The 15,349-nt window shown below is 64.5% G+C and carries 14 protein-coding genes; 4 read left to right on the forward strand and 10 right to left on the reverse strand.

Annotation, left to right across the window (positions count from 1 at the left end; all coding sequences use genetic code 11):
• Positions 1-51: 51 nt before the first annotated feature.
• The 4 genes from FHS69_RS13495 to FHS69_RS13510 all read left to right on the forward strand — a co-directional run bounded on the left by FHS69_RS13495 (position 52) and on the right by FHS69_RS13510 (position 6,913).
• Positions 52-3,111, forward strand: a complete 3,060-nt coding sequence (locus tag FHS69_RS13495) for a PAS domain-containing sensor histidine kinase (RefSeq protein WP_166778110.1) — start codon at positions 52-54, stop codon at positions 3,109-3,111.
• Positions 3,104-4,765, forward strand: a complete 1,662-nt coding sequence (locus FHS69_RS13500; protein ID WP_166778111.1) for a response regulator — start codon at positions 3,104-3,106, stop codon at positions 4,763-4,765. The genes FHS69_RS13495 and FHS69_RS13500 overlap by 8 nt, the downstream gene beginning before the upstream one ends.
• Before the next feature lie 84 nt (positions 4,766-4,849).
• Positions 4,850-5,497, forward strand: coding sequence for a heme NO-binding domain-containing protein (locus FHS69_RS13505; RefSeq protein ID WP_341801797.1), 648 nt, complete (start codon positions 4,850-4,852; stop codon positions 5,495-5,497).
• 3 nt (positions 5,498-5,500) lie between these two features.
• A complete protein-coding gene (locus FHS69_RS13510) occupies positions 5,501-6,913 on the forward strand; it encodes a sigma-54-dependent transcriptional regulator (protein WP_166778112.1) in 1,413 nt (470 codons plus the stop codon).
• A gap of 24 nt (positions 6,914-6,937) precedes the next feature.
• Here FHS69_RS13510 and FHS69_RS13515 read toward each other — a convergent pair whose 3' ends face one another.
• From FHS69_RS13515 to FHS69_RS13560, 10 genes are read right to left on the reverse strand one after another with little or no spacing between them, the layout of a single operon-like run.
• Positions 6,938-7,768, reverse strand: a complete 831-nt coding sequence (locus FHS69_RS13515) for a flagellar motor protein MotB (RefSeq protein WP_067468333.1) — start codon at positions 7,766-7,768, stop codon at positions 6,938-6,940.
• Between the two features lies 1 nt (position 7,769).
• Positions 7,770-8,633, reverse strand: a complete 864-nt coding sequence (gene motA, locus FHS69_RS13520; RefSeq protein ID WP_166778113.1) for a flagellar motor stator protein MotA — start codon at positions 8,631-8,633, stop codon at positions 7,770-7,772.
• 25 nt (positions 8,634-8,658) lie between these two features.
• Positions 8,659-9,570, reverse strand: a complete 912-nt coding sequence (locus FHS69_RS13525) for a flagellin N-terminal helical domain-containing protein (protein WP_130587080.1) — start codon at positions 9,568-9,570, stop codon at positions 8,659-8,661.
• On the reverse strand, positions 9,567-10,907 hold the full coding sequence (gene flgK / locus FHS69_RS13530; RefSeq protein ID WP_166778114.1) for a flagellar hook-associated protein FlgK: 1,341 nt from the start codon (positions 10,905-10,907) through the stop codon (positions 9,567-9,569). The genes FHS69_RS13525 and flgK overlap by 4 nt, the downstream gene beginning before the upstream one ends.
• Positions 10,907-11,200, reverse strand: coding sequence for a rod-binding protein (locus tag FHS69_RS13535; protein WP_243844665.1), 294 nt, complete (start codon positions 11,198-11,200; stop codon positions 10,907-10,909). The genes flgK and FHS69_RS13535 overlap by 1 nt, the downstream gene beginning before the upstream one ends.
• Positions 11,201-11,205: 5 nt before the next feature.
• Entirely contained in the window at positions 11,206-12,303 is a 1,098-nt protein-coding gene (locus FHS69_RS13540; protein ID WP_130587082.1) for a flagellar basal body P-ring protein FlgI, read from the reverse strand.
• A gap of 11 nt (positions 12,304-12,314) precedes the next feature.
• Entirely contained in the window at positions 12,315-12,968 is a 654-nt protein-coding gene (locus FHS69_RS13545; RefSeq protein WP_067468518.1) for a flagellar basal body L-ring protein FlgH, read from the reverse strand.
• 11 nt (positions 12,969-12,979) lie between these two features.
• Positions 12,980-13,768, reverse strand: coding sequence for a flagellar basal-body rod protein FlgG (flgG, locus tag FHS69_RS13550; RefSeq protein WP_151886301.1), 789 nt, complete (start codon positions 13,766-13,768; stop codon positions 12,980-12,982).
• Positions 13,769-13,787: 19 nt separating this feature from the next.
• A complete protein-coding gene (locus FHS69_RS13555; RefSeq protein ID WP_166778116.1) occupies positions 13,788-14,528 on the reverse strand; it encodes a flagellar basal body rod protein FlgF in 741 nt (246 codons plus the stop codon).
• 5 nt (positions 14,529-14,533) lie between these two features.
• On the reverse strand, positions 14,534-15,346 hold the full coding sequence (locus FHS69_RS13560; protein WP_067468354.1) for a flagellar hook-basal body complex protein: 813 nt from the start codon (positions 15,344-15,346) through the stop codon (positions 14,534-14,536).
• Between the last annotated feature and the right edge of the window lie 3 nt (positions 15,347-15,349).

The following is a 15,349-nucleotide window of genomic DNA, read 5'->3' on the forward strand; positions in this document are numbered from 1 at the left end:
GAGGGGGATAACGCGTTGTGCCCCGCGCGAGAATGGGCAAGAACGCTACCGATGTCATTGTCGCTCAGAGGCCTGTTCATTGCGCTGCCTATCGTCGCACTGATCATTGGTGCGATGGCGTGGGGCATTTACAGCGGGAGCATCGACGAAGATCGCGCCGAGGCGATGCGCGAAGTCGGTATCGCCAATGACGCGGCCACCGGGGCCCTCGAACGCGGCATTTCGCTTATCACCGAAACCGAGCAGAAAGCGGTGGCCACGATGACCGCCAAGCTCGATCGCCCGGGGCCGACATCGCTCGACGAGATCTTCGTTCCTGCAGCAGACGGTGCCGCCCATACGCGCGACGAATTGTGGAGCGGGGAACGGACCGCGGGTGCCATCCGCCTCTCCGGGGTCGGCGGATATCTGGCGCCGCCGCAGCCCATCGGCGAACGGCGTGCGGCAATCCTCGCCGCCTTCGAGACGCTTAGGCAGATGACCAACGGCCTGCCCAGCGAGATCGAGAGCCTGTATTTCTTTTCCCCTGCGAACGATCTGCTGATCTACGCGCCGCGCCGCCCCGACGAACTGATGTTCTACCGCACCGCGGCGGCGGATTTCGATTTCCAGAACGCCGAGTTCAGCCGCATCACCTCGCCCGAAGAGAATCCCGAGGGCGAACTCAGCTGCACGAGCCTGCAGACTCCGCTCTATGATGACAGCGGCGACAGCTGGACCACCGGCTGCATGCTGCCCATCCGCATAGGAGGGAGGCATCTTGGCGCCTGGGGCATCAGCATCCCGCTCGACCTGCTGACCGACCGCCTGACGCCGCCGCCCGAAGACGCCTTCACCATCATCGTCAGCGCCGATGGCAAGCTGATCCATCATTCGGGCGCGTCCCAGATGGACAGCGCCGAACTCCAGGCCAATGTCGATCTGGCGACATCCGGAGAACCGCTGCTCCGCGAAGTCTGGGCCTATGTGCAGGGCGGCATCGACGAACGCACGCTCTTTTCCGACGATCTCAATGCCTATGTTTCGGCCAGGGCACTGAGTGCACCCGAATGGGTGGTGCTGACCGTTCTGCCCGAAGAAGCGCTGAGCGCGCGGGCCTGGTCGCTCGCCCAGCGAATGATCCTTGTCGCGCTCACCGGAGCGTTGGCGCTGGGTCTGATACTCTCTGCAATCTTCCACCGTACCGTCGCCTCGCGCGTGTCGCGACTGGTGGCGCGGATCGACCGCGTATCCGCCGTCGAAGGGGTCACGCTGGAGCCGGATTCGAACGACGAGCTCGAACAGCTCGAGCATGCTTTCGACAAGATGGAAGACCGTCTGGCAATGGCACGATCGCGCGAACAGCGCTCGTTCGACGTGCTGGTGAATGCTGCCGAACGCTACGCCATGGTGCTGTATGACGATCACGGGCAATTGGTGCGCGCAAGCAAGGGGGCACTCGATCTCTTCGGTGAACGCCAGTTGATCCATCTCGGCAGCGAATGGGGGCTGACCGCAGAGGCCGCGCCCGAACTGCCTGCGGCGACCGGCTCTCGTCCGCAGCCACGCATTATCAAACGCCAGTTGTCCAATGGCGGCGAAGTCTGGCTCGAGGAATTCCTCATTCCGCTGGTCGACGAGAGCGGTGCGCCGTTCGGCACTGCCTATATCGGACACGACATCACCGAAGCGCACGAAGCGCAGCGTGCGATCAAGGAGAGCCTGCTCTTCCTCGAACTCGCGCAATCGAGCGCCCACGCCGGGCATTTCGCTCTCGATCCGGAGACGATGGACCTGTCTATCTCTACCTGGCTGCGCGAACGTTTCGGCGTTCCAACGGACACTTTGCCGCTCGCCCAAGTAGCCGAGCTCGTGCACGAAAGCCGGCGCGAAGAAACCATGGCGGCCATCGCACATGCGATTGCGGCGAAATCCGAATTCTCCTTCGAGACGCTCGCAATCGATGCCGATGGCAAGCCTGTTGCCGTGGTCGTGCGCGGCACGGCGGTGTTTCGGGAAGGCAACGAAAATGGGCAGCTGGCCGGGTTCTACGGGATCATTCAGGACATTACCGAACAGAAGGAAGCTGCCGAAGCGCTGCTTCGTGCGCGCGACGAGGCGCGCGCCGAAGCCCGGGCCAAATCCGATATTCTCGCAGTCATCTCGCACGAAATCCGCACGCCCATTTCGGGCATTCTCGGCCTGATCGACCAGATTCGTCGCGAGCGGTCGGAAAGCGAACGCAGCCGCGCGCTCACGCTGGTCGAGGATTCATCCGAAGCGTTGCTCAAGACACTCGATGCGACGCTGCAGCGTACGCGATCCGAACAGGAGCGTACGGTCGAGAAGGAGGAGGAGTTCCGCCCGGCCGATCTGATCGAGCGAGTGGCCGAGCTGTTCCGTCCCCTTGCCCGACGCAAGGGTCTGGCGATCGACGTGGATGCCCCGGCGCGCAATTGCGTGATGGGCCAACCGGCCCGGATTCAGCAGGTCCTGGCCAATTTCGTCTCCAATGCGATCAAGTTCACCCCGACCGGTCGGGTGAGCCTGTCGGTAATGGCCCCCGAGCCCGGTTCGACCGACTGGACATTCACGGTAGAGGACACCGGCGGTGGGATCGATCCGGAGCGCATGAAGACGATTTTCCAGCCTTTCGGCGGGAGCGCCCCCGATACGCTCGGGCGCGCCTCGGGCAGCGGATTGGGTCTCTCGATCACGCATGACATCGCCCGGCAACTGGGCGGCAGCGTCAATGCCGGCAGTGCGCCCGGCGGTGGCACGCGCATGCGCCTCGTCTTGCCGCTCGCCGCGGCCGAAAAGAGGTCCGACGAGTTCGCCGAACGTGGCACTATCGCCATCGACTTGGCGCAGGCCTCGCTCGCGATTCGCATCGAGGTGATAGCGCATGAGAAGGGTTTCACTTGCGTCGAGCCCGGCCAGCAGCCTTCACCCGATCTGTTCGTGACCGACGCCGACACTTCTGCAACGGGGCGCTCGGATAGCGGTGGCGGATTTACCGTACGTCTGATCGGTAGCGGACCGGTGGAACGCGGTGCGGATCATCTGCAGGCTACCGAACCCGACCTGCTTGAACTGCTGCCTGGCCTGCTCGACGAGCTCGCCGATGGATAAAATGGAAGACCTTCCACCTCAGCGTCGCGCCGAGATACTGGCCGCGCGACTGGAGCGGAGCCAGCGGGCCCTCAGCGATGCCGAAGATGCGCTGGAATCGCGCATGAAGCAGCTGTTTCGCGCCAATCAGGATCTGAGCCTTCGCGAAAGCGAGCTGGCCCGCAAGCTCGAGATCGAGAGCACGCTGCTGCTCGGTGCGCTCTCGACCATCGGCATGGCGACCGTCTATGGCGAGCGCGAGCGCGGTTTCACGCTGTCCGAAGGCGCCAATGCCATCCTTGGCCTGCCCGACGGCGAAGCAGCGACGGTGGAACGCCTGGTGGCCGCCTTGCACCCGCTCGATCGCGACCGCATCGTGCGCGAAGGGCGTCGATTCTTCTCGGAGAAGGCTGCAGGCGTCCCCCATGTCTATGAACACCGGATCATCCGCTATGGCGATGGCGAAACGCGCTGGCTGAGCTGGTCGATCACGCGCGAAGAAAGCCGCGAAGGGCGCCCGGCCTACTTGCTCGCAACGGTTCGCGACATCACCGAGGAACGCCAGAACAAACGTCGGGTCAGGGCGCTGCAATTGCGCGCCGAACGACGGGTCGCAGAGCTGGCCAGCCTGCAGGCCGAACTGGCTGCGGCGAAGGAGCGGGTCGAGGACACGCTGAGCGCGCGCAACCGCTTCATTTCGGAAATGGCGCATGCAATCCGCACCCCGCTCGCCGCGTTGACGGGCGGGCTGGAATTGCTGCAGGCCAAGGTTCGCGATGACGGCCTGCAGGACCTCACCATTGCGCGCAACGCCTCAGACCAGCTGGGCGAACTCGCTTCACGTCTGATCGAGCAAGCCGACAGCGGGGACGAAGCCCCTTCGCCGAGCTTTCCCGGAACGGCCGCGTTGCCAACGCCTTCCACCGCAACCGCCATTCCCGATCAGCCCAAGGTGCTGCTCGCCGAGGACACGGAAAGCAATCGCTACGTCGTTGAACGGCTGCTGGCCGAACTGGGTTGCGTGGTCACTTCGGTCGAGAACGGCGCAGCGGCGGTCGAGGCAGTCCGGCGCGAGGATTTCGATCTGGTCCTGATGGACGTGATGATGCCGATCATGAACGGCGAACAGGCGACCCAGACGATCCGTGGGCTCAGCGGTCGCGCCGCGCGGACGCCGATTATCGGAGTGACCGCGCACAGCCTGCAGTCCGAACGCGAACGGCTGTTGTCCGCAGGCATGACCGCATGCCTTGCAAAACCGGTGCGCAAGGAAGCGCTGGATACGGCAATCCGCACCGCGCTGATATCGGGGCGAGATGTGAGCACCAACCAGGCGCGGTTCGATCACGAGCTGTTCCGGCGAACTTTCGGCGATTTGCCCCCCGCCTATCGCAGCCGCATGCGCGATGCCGCGAAGAAGGACATAACACGCTATGCCGGCGAAGTGCTGGAAGCGGTCGAAACGAATGACGACGAAGCGCTGTCGCGCGCGGCGCATTCGCTGACCGGCGTATCGCTCAACATCGGTGCTATCGGGATCGTCGAGGAACTGGCTGCCTACCGTGAGGCGGCCCCGCTTGGCGAGGTGTCGATCGAACCGTTCCGCGAAGCGGTCGCCGCTTGCCTGCTGGTAGTCGACGACCTCTACGACGCGCTGGTGTCCGGAGCGGAATAGGCTTCCGCTTCCGGATATCTCCCGGTTCGCATTTCGCAACCGATTCTTGCAATCTGCGAGACCTTTATTGCATTTTGCAAGAATGTGCTGCATATTGCAGCAATCTCGGACCTGTACTCACCCGATACGCCTGCCTTCAATCCGGCACGGCCTTTGCAATGGTGCGTTGACTACGCAGCAGAGCATTCGGAGATTACGGTGAAAGGCATCATTTTTACGGAGCTGGTCGGCTTTCTCGATCACGCGGGCGGCCCCGACTTTGCCGAGAAGGTCTTGGAGGATGCGGGCCTGCCTCATGGAGGCGCCTATTCGCGCGTTGCCCGCTACCCCTGGCAGGAGGCGGTCCGGGTAGTCGAGGCGGCCTCGCGCGAAACCGGGGCCGAGTTCAGCGACTTGTGCCAGCAGTTCGGCGCCTATCTGTTCGAGCGCTTCACCGTACTCTATCCCGAGATCATCGGACGATACTCGGACGCCGAAGCCCTGCTGTCGCATGTCGAGGACCACATCCACGAAGATGTGAAAATCCTCTATCCCGATGCCGAGCCGCCTACCGTGACCGTACGCAACGAGGGCGATCGCTTGCGCGTGGAATATGCGTCGCACCGTCCGTTCGCGCACATCGCACACGGGCTGGTGGCCGGTGCGATGAACCATTTCGGCGATCTGCGCGATCTCGAGTGGCTGACTTCGAGCGAGGGCGGCACCCGCGCGGCTTTCGCCATGACGAGGTAATCGATGTCCAAGCCCGCCGTCCTCATTATCGAAGACAGCGCCTCGCTCGCCTTGGGCTATGCTGCGCAGCTCGAGGAAGCAGGCTATGAGGTGACGCTCGCGGCGACGCTGGCCGAGGCAGAAGATGCACTGGCCACCAACCGCTTCGCAGCGACCCTGCTCGATCTCCAGCTACCCGATGGCGACGGCCTGTCATTGCTCGAGAAGCGCAATGCAACCTCGCCTGCCTTCGTCGTCATCACCGCCGACGGGTCGCTGTCGCGCGCAATTGCGGCGATGCGGCTCGGCGCTTTCGACTTTTTGGTCAAGCCGGTGGCGGGCACCCGCCTGCTGGCCACTGTCAGAAGCGCCGCCGATCAGGCGGATACGCCGGCCGCACCAGCCAAGAAGTTACCCGCGGCGCAGGAACCGGGGCGATTTCACGGTTTTATCGGCCAGTCTCCCGGCATGCAGGGCGTTTTCCGCACGATCGAACAGGTAGCCGATTCACGTGCTGCGGTGTTCGTCACCGGCGAAAGCGGCACCGGCAAGGAAGTTACCGCCGAAGCCCTCCATTCAGCCTCGCGCCGACGCGACCGGGCCTTCGTCGCCATCAATTGCGGTGCCATTCCCGAGAACCTCCTCGAGAGCGAGTTGTTCGGCCATGTAAAAGGCGCCTTCACCGGTGCGGTCGAAAACCGCATCGGCGCTGCCAAGGCTGCCGACGGAGGGACACTGTTTCTCGACGAGATCTGCGAAATGGAGCTCAAGCTGCAGGTAAAGCTGTTGCGCTTTATCCAGACCGGGATGATCCAGCGCGTGGGATCGGCCAAGGCAGAGCCAGTCGATGTGCGGATCGTCTGCGCCACCAATCGCGATCCGCTGCGCGAAGTGGCGGAGGGGCGTTTCCGCGAAGACCTCTACTACCGGCTCAATGTCATTCCCATCCACTTGCCGCCGCTGCGCGAACGCGGCGACGATATCCTCATGCTGGCCGACCATTTCCTGCGCCGCATCGCGGAGGAAGAGCGGCGTTCGCCCTTCGATCTCGACAGCACGACGCGCGCAGCGATCCTCACACATCCCTGGCCGGGCAATGTTCGTGAACTCCAGAATGTGCTGCGACGGGCAGCGATCACCTCATTGGACAGCACGCTCGAAATTCATGAACTGACGACCCGCCCACTGGCAAGCCGCCCCGATGCGCATGCCGAGCCCTCGCCGCGCCCTGCTGCCGGCGTGGCTGTACCCGCGGATCCCGTATCCGCACCTTTGTCGGAAACCCAGTTGGCAGGAATGACGCTGGCGCAGATCGAACGCATCGCGATCGAAGGTGCGCTTGCGCGGCACGCGGGCAATGTCACCCGCGCCGCGAAGGAACTGGAAGTGAACCCCTCGACGATCTATCGCAAGATGGAGCGCTGGCAGCAGCCGTAACCCCGGCGCATCGCTCACCGACCTTTAAGATCGTTCGAGCGTGATCGAAATCCGTCGGTTGCGCGGATCGCTCGGATCATCGGCGATCAGCGGCTCGGTATCCGCTACCCCTTCAATCCGGCGAAAGCGTTCGCGCACGATGCCGTGACGGATCAGGTTCTGGCGCGTCGTTTCCGCCCGCCCGGCCGATAGCGACCAGTTGTTCACCCGGCTCGGATCGCGATATTTGAGCGCGTCCGTGTGGCCTCGCACGGTAATCTTGCCGCCTTCGGGGCCGATCGCCTGCGCGATCAGGTCGAGCAGTTCGCGCGCATCGGTGGTCAGCACGGTGGTGCCGAGCGAGAACATCGAGAAATCGGCGTCATCGACCAGGTCGATACGGATCCCCGTCGTGGTGTCGATCATCCGGACCTGGCGCATCAGCCGTTCGAGCCGCTTCTTGTCGGCGATGGCATCGTCGACGCGCTGCTGGATACGACGGATGCTGGCCGCCCCTTCCTTCGGTCCCCCGGTAGCGTCGCGCGGAACGGTAAGCGTCTGCGTGCCGGTCTGACCCGCGGCGTGCGGATAATTGTCGACATCGACCAGCGACGAGCCGCCGAGAACGCCGTCGGCGCCCGCGCTCTGTTCCTTGGTCTTGACCAGCGTGGGCGTGAAATAGTCCGCCAGCCCCTTGCGCTGGTCCTCGGTCGTGGCGCCGAGCAGCCACAGCAGCAGGAAGAAGGCCATCATCGCGGTGACGAAGTCCGCATAGGCCACTTTCCAGGCGCCGCCGTGATGCCCCGCCTCGACAACGGTCACCTTCTTGACGATGATCGGGGCGGGGTCGTTGCGACCCGCGGCGGAGCTGGCCATCTTACCGCCCCCGCAACGCGTCGAGCAATTCGTTCAGCCCGGGGCGGACCGTGTGGCCGAGTCCGGAACGCGCGCTTTCTACCACGAGCGGCTGCGGATGGCCGTAAAGCGAAGCGATGATCACCTGCTTGACAGCATGGAAAATCTGTTCGTCCTGTTCGAGAACCTGCTTCAGGCGCCCCGCCAGCGGCCCGACGATACCATAGGCAAGCAGAACGCCGAGGAAGGTTCCGACCAGCGCAGCGCCGATCATCTTGCCGAGGATTTCGGGCGGTTCGTTGATCGATCCCATGGTCTTGACCACGCCCAGCACGGCGGCGACGATTCCCAGTGCGGGCAGCGCGTCGGACAGCGTAGTCAGATTGTGCTGCGGCTCGTGCATCTCGTGGAAATGCGTTTTCATCGCATTGTCCATGACCTCTTCTACTGCATGCGTCTCGAGCGTGCCCGAAGAGACCACCAGCAGTGTCAGAGTGTCGCAGATCAGCGCGATGAGCGGTTCGTTGGCAAGCAAATTGGGATAGGCGCTGAACACGGTGGAACTGGCCGGATCCTCGATATGCGGTTCCAGCGCGACCGGTCCATCGTTCTTGAGCATGCGCATCAGCTGCGTGGTCAATGCGATCGCGTCGATATGGTCCTGCTTGGTGTGACGCGGCCCCTTGAAAATCTTCTTGAATGCCGCGCCGACGGCCTTGAGACCGTCGAGCGAATTGCCGGCCACCATCGCGCCGACCGCGGCGCCGCCGATGATCAGCATCTCGTAGGGCATGGCCGCCATGACGGGCCCGAGCGCACCACCGCTGAGCGTAAACCCGCCAAAGACCATGACGAGAAGGACGATAATGCCGATAACCGCGTACATTTCGAATTTCCTTCGGTTGGCGCGATCAGCGCAACATTGAGAACAGCGAGAGGTTGGCGAGACGCACGAAGCTGGCCTGGCTGGCTTCGAGCACGGTGAGCGTTTCCTGCAGTCGACTCATCGCTACGGCGATATCGGCGCCGCCGACCTGGGTCCGTTCGTCGGCAACCCGTTCGGAATTGATCTCGCGGCGTTCCGACATCAGGTCGACCCAGTTGAGCCGCGAACCGATCACCGTCTGCGCGGTGGTCACCTTTTCGAGGCCCGCATCGAGATCGCTCAGCACGGCCGAACTGGCCTGCGCTGCCGCATCGCCTCCGGCCGAAAGTGCGGCGGCGAAATTGCCCAGCACCGCAAACAGGTCGGTGGCCCCATTGGCGGTGTCGAACTCGAACACTTCGGGCCCGGTCAGCCCGGGCATGACCGATTGGCCCTCGCCGATCTCCACCGGAGTGAGCGCGCCACTGCCGACGAACTCGATCCCGTTGCCATTGTCGGCATAGGCCGCGCCCGAGGCCTGTCCGCCAAGGAGGGCGTGACCCGAGATGTTACGGCTGTTGGCCAGCAGCACGAGATTGTCGCGCAGGCTCGCCACTTCGGTGCCGATGACCGAACGCTGCGCATCGCTCAGCGTGCTCGAGGCGGCCTGTACCGCCAGTTCGCGCACGCGGACGACGACATCGGCAATCGAGCCGAGCGTTTCGTCGGTAAGCGTCAGATCGGCTTCCGCGAGTTCGGAATTGCGCGTATCGACGGTCGAGATGCGCTCGTTGCGCGCAAGCATCCGCAGCCGCGCAGCCGCGACCGGATCGTCGGATGACCGCTCGAGCCGCTCGCCGGTGCCGATCTGCTGTTGCAGCGATTCCGCCTTGGCGCGAAGCGTGCCGATCTGGCTGGTGCTGCGCTCGTAGAATGCGCCGGTGCTGAGATTGATCATCGCCCGATCCCCAGGAGAGTGTCGAATATGTCGCTGGCTGCCTGCATGGCGCGGCCCGAAGCCTGGAACGCCTGCTGGAACCGAATGAGATTGGCGGCCTCGGTATCGAGGTCCACGCCCGACTGCTGTTCGAGCGAGATACGCGCCGAAGTCGCGATCGTGTCGAGCGCGCTTTGCGTCACTGCGCGTCCGGCGACCTTGCTCGAGATGTCGAACAACACGCCGTTGAGCTGCTGTGCGGGATCGAGCGCGGTAAGCGACTGGCGCAACGCGTTGAGATTGGAGTCGTCGCGGCTGCCTGCCGCCGCACCCGCCGGGGCGGTGGCCAGCCCCGCGCCCCCGGTCATCACGACCCGCAGCGTCCCGGCCGTGGTACCGGCGAAAATCGGCTGGCCCTGCGTACCGTCGAGCGCGACGCCCGCAGCCTGCGCATTGTTGACCGTGTCGGCAATGCCCGCGGCCACAGTATCGAGCCGCTGGCGCAAACTGGCGAGTTCGGTCAGCGCAAGCGACGCGCCTTCCAGGCTGCCCGAACCAGGGGTCATGGCCTGGCCATCGACCGCGAAGAAAAGCGTACCATCGGCCGCAGTGGCCGAGGTGAGCGTGCCAGCCGTACCGCCCTGCACGAAGCTGCGCGGCGGGTTGCTGCCCAGCGACACGGCCACCGTGCCGTCGGCGGCAAAGGAGGTGGTGAGCGAACTGAACCCGCCCAGCCGTTCGAGCAATTGGTCGCGCTGGTCGAGCAGTGCAGCGCGATCGCTGCTGCCGCTGCCTGCGCGCGTCAGCCGCAGGTTCACGCGCGCGAGTTCGGCGCCGATGATGTTGGCGTCATTGACCTCGGCCTCCGCATCGAAACGCAGGCCGTCGCCCACCGCGTCGAAGCCCGAGGCAGTGATGTTGAACTTGTTCGCCAGCGTGCTGGCTTCGGCGATCACCGCGGCGCGGCGCGACGGATCGACCGGATCGCTCGAAAGCTGCTGGAGCACGGCCTCGAATTCGACGACCGCAGTGAACACGCCCGACTGTTCGAGCGCGCTTTCCATGTTCTGCAGACCCGACAGCTCGACATTGGCGCGCTGCAGATCGCCCGATGTACGGCGGACCTCACCCTGGAGGAATGCATCGGCATTGCGGCGGATTTCCGCGACACGGGCACCAGACAGCGAAATGTCGCCGATCCGACCTGCCCCGCCCGAAGCGGACACTTCCTCGATCCGCAGGCTGCGCCGGACATAGCCATCGCTCGAGGCATTGGCGATGTTCTGCGCGGTCACATCGAGCGCGCTGCGCGCTGCACGTGCGCCGCTAGCGGCGATCGAGAGCAGGTCGGATGCCATCAGTCATCTCCCTCGGGCAGGAACCGCGCCAGTTGGTGTTCGATCGCGGCCGCAAAACCGAGCTGACCCGATTGCGCGGTAACCTCGGCGAAACGCGCGTCGCGCATCTCACGGAAGGTGTCGTCGCTTTCCCCGAACAATTCGTTGCCGCCGAAATCGGTATTTCGCGCACTCGCCAGCATCTGCCGCAGCAGGATTGCCTCGAACTGCTGCGCGGCTTCGCGCAATTCGCCATCGACCGGTTTCGCCGCGCGTTCGGGCAGGCCGGTCGTGCCGGCGGGACTGATTGCCAAGCCCGTCATATGATCACCAGCTCCGCGGTCAGCGATCCCGCCTGCTTGAGGCCTTCGAGGATTGCCACCAGATCGGCCGGGCTGGCGCCCAGCGCATTGAGCGCGTCGACCACTTCGGCGAGCGAAGCGCCGGGGCCGACACGCGAAACCACATTGTCCTGCTGGCGCGCGGTGATCGTGCTGTTGGGTTCGAGCGCAGTCTGCCCGCGCGAGAAGGGTTCGGGCTGCACCACGGCTGGGTTTTCATCGATCCGGACCACCAGGCTGCCATGGCTGATCGCCGCAGGAGCCAGCCTGACCGCGCTGGAAATCACGATCGTGCCAGTACGGCTGTTGATCACCACGCGTGCCGCGCGCTCGGCGGGGCTCACGTCGAGCATTTCGATGTTCGCCATGATTTCCGCGCGCGTATTGGCACCCGGCGGCAACATGAGCGCGAGCGTGACCCCGTCCTCGACCTGCGCCATGCCCGGATAGAAGGCGTTGATCGCATCGCGCACGCGCGAGATGGTGAGGAAGTCGGCCTGGTAGAGGTTCCAGCGCAGCACTTCGGTGAAATCGAAATTGCTGGCCACTGCCTGCTCTACCGTGGCGCCATCGGCAATGCGGCCAACGGTCGGGACATTGACCGTCAGTTTCGAGCCGTCCTGGCCCGAAACGCCCAGTCCCCCGACTGCGAGATTGCCCTGTGCCATCGCGTAGATCTGGCCGTCGGCACCATAGAGGGGTGTCATGACCAGTGCCCCGCCGCGCAGCGACTTAGCCTTGCCCATGGTCGACACGGTCACATCAATCCGCTGGCCGGGCTTGGCGAAAGCGGGCAGTTCGGCGGTGATGATCACTGCCGCAGCATTCTTGAGCGCCGGATTGACGCCCGGCGGCAGTTGCAGGCCCAGCCGCCCCGACACGCCGCGCATGGCCTGCGTGACATAAGCGAAGTTGTCGTCGCCCGAACCGTCGAGGCCGACGACCACGCCATAGCCGGTAAGCTGGTTGGAGCGCACCGACTGGAATTGTCCGAGATCGCGCACGCGTTCGGCAGCCGCCGGAACCGGAAGCAGCGTGAGCATGGCGACGAGAAGCAGGGAGAGACGACGGATCATGATGGTCATCCTCAGAAGGGCGAGATCGCGCCGAAGAACCGCGACAGCCAGCCTTCGCGGCTGGCGCGCTGGACCGAGCCGGCGCCCGAATAGGAAATGCGCGCATCGGCCACGCGGATCGACGGGATGCGGTTGTCCTGGTCGATATCCGACAGGCGGATGATGCCCGAAAGCTGGACCCATTCTTCGCCCTGACTCAATTGCATCACCTTTTCCCCGCGTACCAATGCCGTTCCGTTGGGTCGAACCTCGGCAATCGTCACGGTCAGGTCGGCCCGGATGGAGCTGGCCTGCGATGCATCGCCCGATCCCTTGAACGACGATCCGCCCGAAGCATTAAGGTCGGCGTCGTCGATGCCGATGAATTGCGGCAGCGAAAGACCGATGTCCCCGTCGCGCTTGGTCGAACCGCTGGTCGACTTCGACGTCTGCGTGCGTTCGACCAGAACGATCGTGACGATATCGCCGACCCGGGCCGCGCGATTGCCGTAATAAAGCGGCGCATAGCCATGGCTGGCCTGGTAGATCGCCCCGTCCTGATGCCGCGCGGGCGCAGCCTGCGGGGCCGGCGGCAGCGCCGCGGCGAACCCTTCGGGGCGAGCGGACCCGCCGCCGCAAGCGGCCAGCGCAAGGGTCAGCGGGATGAGGCAGAAAGTGGCTTTCATGGCGTTCGTCCTCACAGCGTCTGGTTGGCGTTGCGCAGCATTTCGTCGACGGCGGAAACCATCTTCGAACTGATTTCATAGGCGCGCTGCGCTTCGATCATCTCGACGAGTTCCTCGACGATGTTGACGTTCGAGGCCTCGAGCATGCCCTGGCGAATATTGCCGCGACCGTTCTCGCCGGCAGGCGCCAGCTCGGCGGCACCGCTGGCGGCCGTTTCAACGAGGAAGTTGTCGCCGATCGCCTGCAAGCCCGCCGGATTGGTGAAACGCGCGACCTGGATCTGGCCGAGTTCGGTCGGTTCGGCTTCGCCCGGCACGGTTGCCGACACGGTGCCGTCGGGCGATACCGCGATCGAGGTCGCGCCTTCGGGTACGGTGATAGCCGGCTGCACGGCATAGCCCTGCTGCGTGACCAGCTGGCCCTCGGCCGAGGTGGTGAAATTGCCCGCACGAGTATAGCCGACACGGCCGCCCGGCAGCTCGACTTCGAAATAGCCATCGCCATCCAGGGCGAGGTCGAAGGCATTGCCCGTGGTGTTGAGCGCACCCTGCGTCATGATCTGGCTGGTCGACTGGACCGCAACGCCGGTGCCGAGATTGAGCCCGGTGGCATAAGCGGTTTCGCCCGACGAACGCTGCCCCGCGACGCGCGCGTCCTGATAGGCGAGCGTGGCGAAATTGGCGCGATCGCGCTTGAAGCCGGTCGTCCCGACGTTGGCGAGGTTGTTGGCGATGACGCGCATCCGCGCATCCTGGGCCTCGAGCCCGGTGCGGGCGACCTGAAGGGCTGAAGTGGGCATGGGTTATCCTTTCCCTTGATTAGCCGAGGCGCATGAGCTGCGCGCCGCTTTCGTCGATTTCGCGTGCGGTCGAAATGAGCTTGCTGCGCATGGCGAACAGCCGCTGCGCATCGATCATGTCGACCAGGACTTCGGTGGTTTTGACATTGGACTGTTCGAGCGCGCCGACCTTGACGGTAGCTGCCTCGTCGCCCGGCAGGATGCCCCCGCCCTCGACACGGAACAGGCCGTCGAGCCCCTTGCTGACCGGAGAACCTTCCCACGTGGCCAGCTTGATCCGGCCGACCTCCGCGGGCGGCTGGTCGGGCGCGGCGGGATCGGCGATGGTGATCGTGCCGTCGGGCGCGATTCCGGGGATGCCGACCGGCGGAATGGTGATCGGGCCGTTCTCGCCCAGCACAGGGCGCCCCTCGCCATTGACGAGAAGCCCCGTTGCCGAGATCGAAAGGTCGCCGCGTCGCGTATAGGCTTCGGTTCCGTCGACCGCCTGCACCGCCATCAGCGCGTCGGTTTCGATCGCGATATCGAGATTGCGACCGGTATCCACGATTTCGCCCGCAACCATATTCGCGCCGCGCACCCTGGCGGTCTGCATCGCGCGCGCCTCGTTGGGCTGGCCCTCGATGGTGACGGCGCGCTGGTCGAGCATCTCGGCCCGAAAGCCGAGCGTGTTGGCGTTCGCCATATTGCTCGCGATGACGCGCTGGCTGTCCATCGACGCGCGCATGCCCGAAAGCGCTGTATGGATGAGGCGATCCATGGCGATCAGGTCCGCAGGTTGATGACGGTCTGCGAGATCTGGGTCGCGGTGTCGATCGCCTTGGCGTTGGCCTGGAAATTGCGCTGGGCGGTAATCAGACCGACCAGCTCTTCGGCAATATCAACATTCGAACGCTCGAGCGCGCCCGACAGCAGCGAACCATAGGCGCCCGAGCCGGGCGAACCGTAGCTGGCGGGACCGGACAGGCCAGTGCTTTCCCAGTTTGCCGAACCAACCTTCTTGAGGCCGGTGGGCGAGATGAAGCTGGCCAGCGCCACGGCGCCGATCGGTTCGACCGAACCATCGGCATAGGATGCCTGAACGAGGCCGGTGGAGGTGATCGTGACACCCGCAAATTCGGAACCTGCGGCATTGGTCGGCGGGACCTGTGCATCGCTCACTGCATTGCCGGTGACCTGCCCGTTCGCATCGACCGCGAAAACCTGCAGGCGGTTGCCCGCGCTGTCGGCGATGTTGCCGCTCTCGGTCATCGTGAAAGATCCGGCGCGCGTGTAAAGCGTCGAACCGTCGCTGGCCGAGCGCGTGGTGAAGAAGCCGTCGCCCGTGATCGCGAGATCGAGCGCGGAGCCAGTCTGCTCGACCGGGCCAAGCGCGAAGTTCTGGGTGATCGATTCCACCGAGGCACCGATGCCCTGGATCATGCGCGGGTTGGTCAACGCCGAACCGGCGACGATCTCGGAAAATTCGGTGCGGCTGCGCTTGAAACCGTAGGTCTCGGAGTTCGCGATATTATGCGAGATCACGCCGAGCGAGGTCTGCGCGTTCTTCATGCCGTTGAGCGAGGTGTAGAAGGACATCGT

This window comes from Qipengyuania flava (assembly GCF_011762005.1).
GTDB classification, from domain to species: domain Bacteria; phylum Pseudomonadota; class Alphaproteobacteria; order Sphingomonadales; family Sphingomonadaceae; genus Qipengyuania; species Qipengyuania flava.

What these genes read in the sequence shown, in the direction of transcription:
- FHS69_RS13500 (WP_166778111.1), top strand. Translation starts at nt 3,104, where the DNA reads ATGGATAAAATGGAAGACCTTCCACCTCAGCGTCGCGCCGAGATACTG.
- FHS69_RS13525 (WP_130587080.1), bottom strand. Translation starts at nt 9,570, where the DNA reads ATGATCAATCTCAGCACCGGCGCATTCTACGAGCGCAGCACCAGCCAG.
- FHS69_RS13555 (WP_166778116.1), bottom strand. Translation starts at nt 14,528, where the DNA reads ATGGATCGCCTCATCCATACAGCGCTTTCGGGCATGCGCGCGTCGATG.
- FHS69_RS13495 (WP_166778110.1), top strand. Translation starts at nt 52, where the DNA reads ATGTCATTGTCGCTCAGAGGCCTGTTCATTGCGCTGCCTATCGTCGCA.
- FHS69_RS13545 (WP_067468518.1), bottom strand. Translation starts at nt 12,968, where the DNA reads ATGAAAGCCACTTTCTGCCTCATCCCGCTGACCCTTGCGCTGGCCGCT.
- flgK (WP_166778114.1), bottom strand. Translation starts at nt 10,907, where the DNA reads ATGGCATCCGACCTGCTCTCGATCGCCGCTAGCGGCGCACGTGCAGCG.
- flgG (WP_151886301.1), bottom strand. Translation starts at nt 13,768, where the DNA reads ATGCCCACTTCAGCCCTTCAGGTCGCCCGCACCGGGCTCGAGGCCCAG.
- FHS69_RS13510 (WP_166778112.1), top strand. Translation starts at nt 5,501, where the DNA reads ATGTCCAAGCCCGCCGTCCTCATTATCGAAGACAGCGCCTCGCTCGCC.
- FHS69_RS13540 (WP_130587082.1), bottom strand. Translation starts at nt 12,303, where the DNA reads ATGATCCGTCGTCTCTCCCTGCTTCTCGTCGCCATGCTCACGCTGCTT.
- FHS69_RS13560 (WP_067468354.1), bottom strand. Translation starts at nt 15,346, where the DNA reads ATGTCCTTCTACACCTCGCTCAACGGCATGAAGAACGCGCAGACCTCG.
- motA (WP_166778113.1), bottom strand. Translation starts at nt 8,633, where the DNA reads ATGTACGCGGTTATCGGCATTATCGTCCTTCTCGTCATGGTCTTTGGC.
- FHS69_RS13515 (WP_067468333.1), bottom strand. Translation starts at nt 7,768, where the DNA reads ATGGCCAGCTCCGCCGCGGGTCGCAACGACCCCGCCCCGATCATCGTC.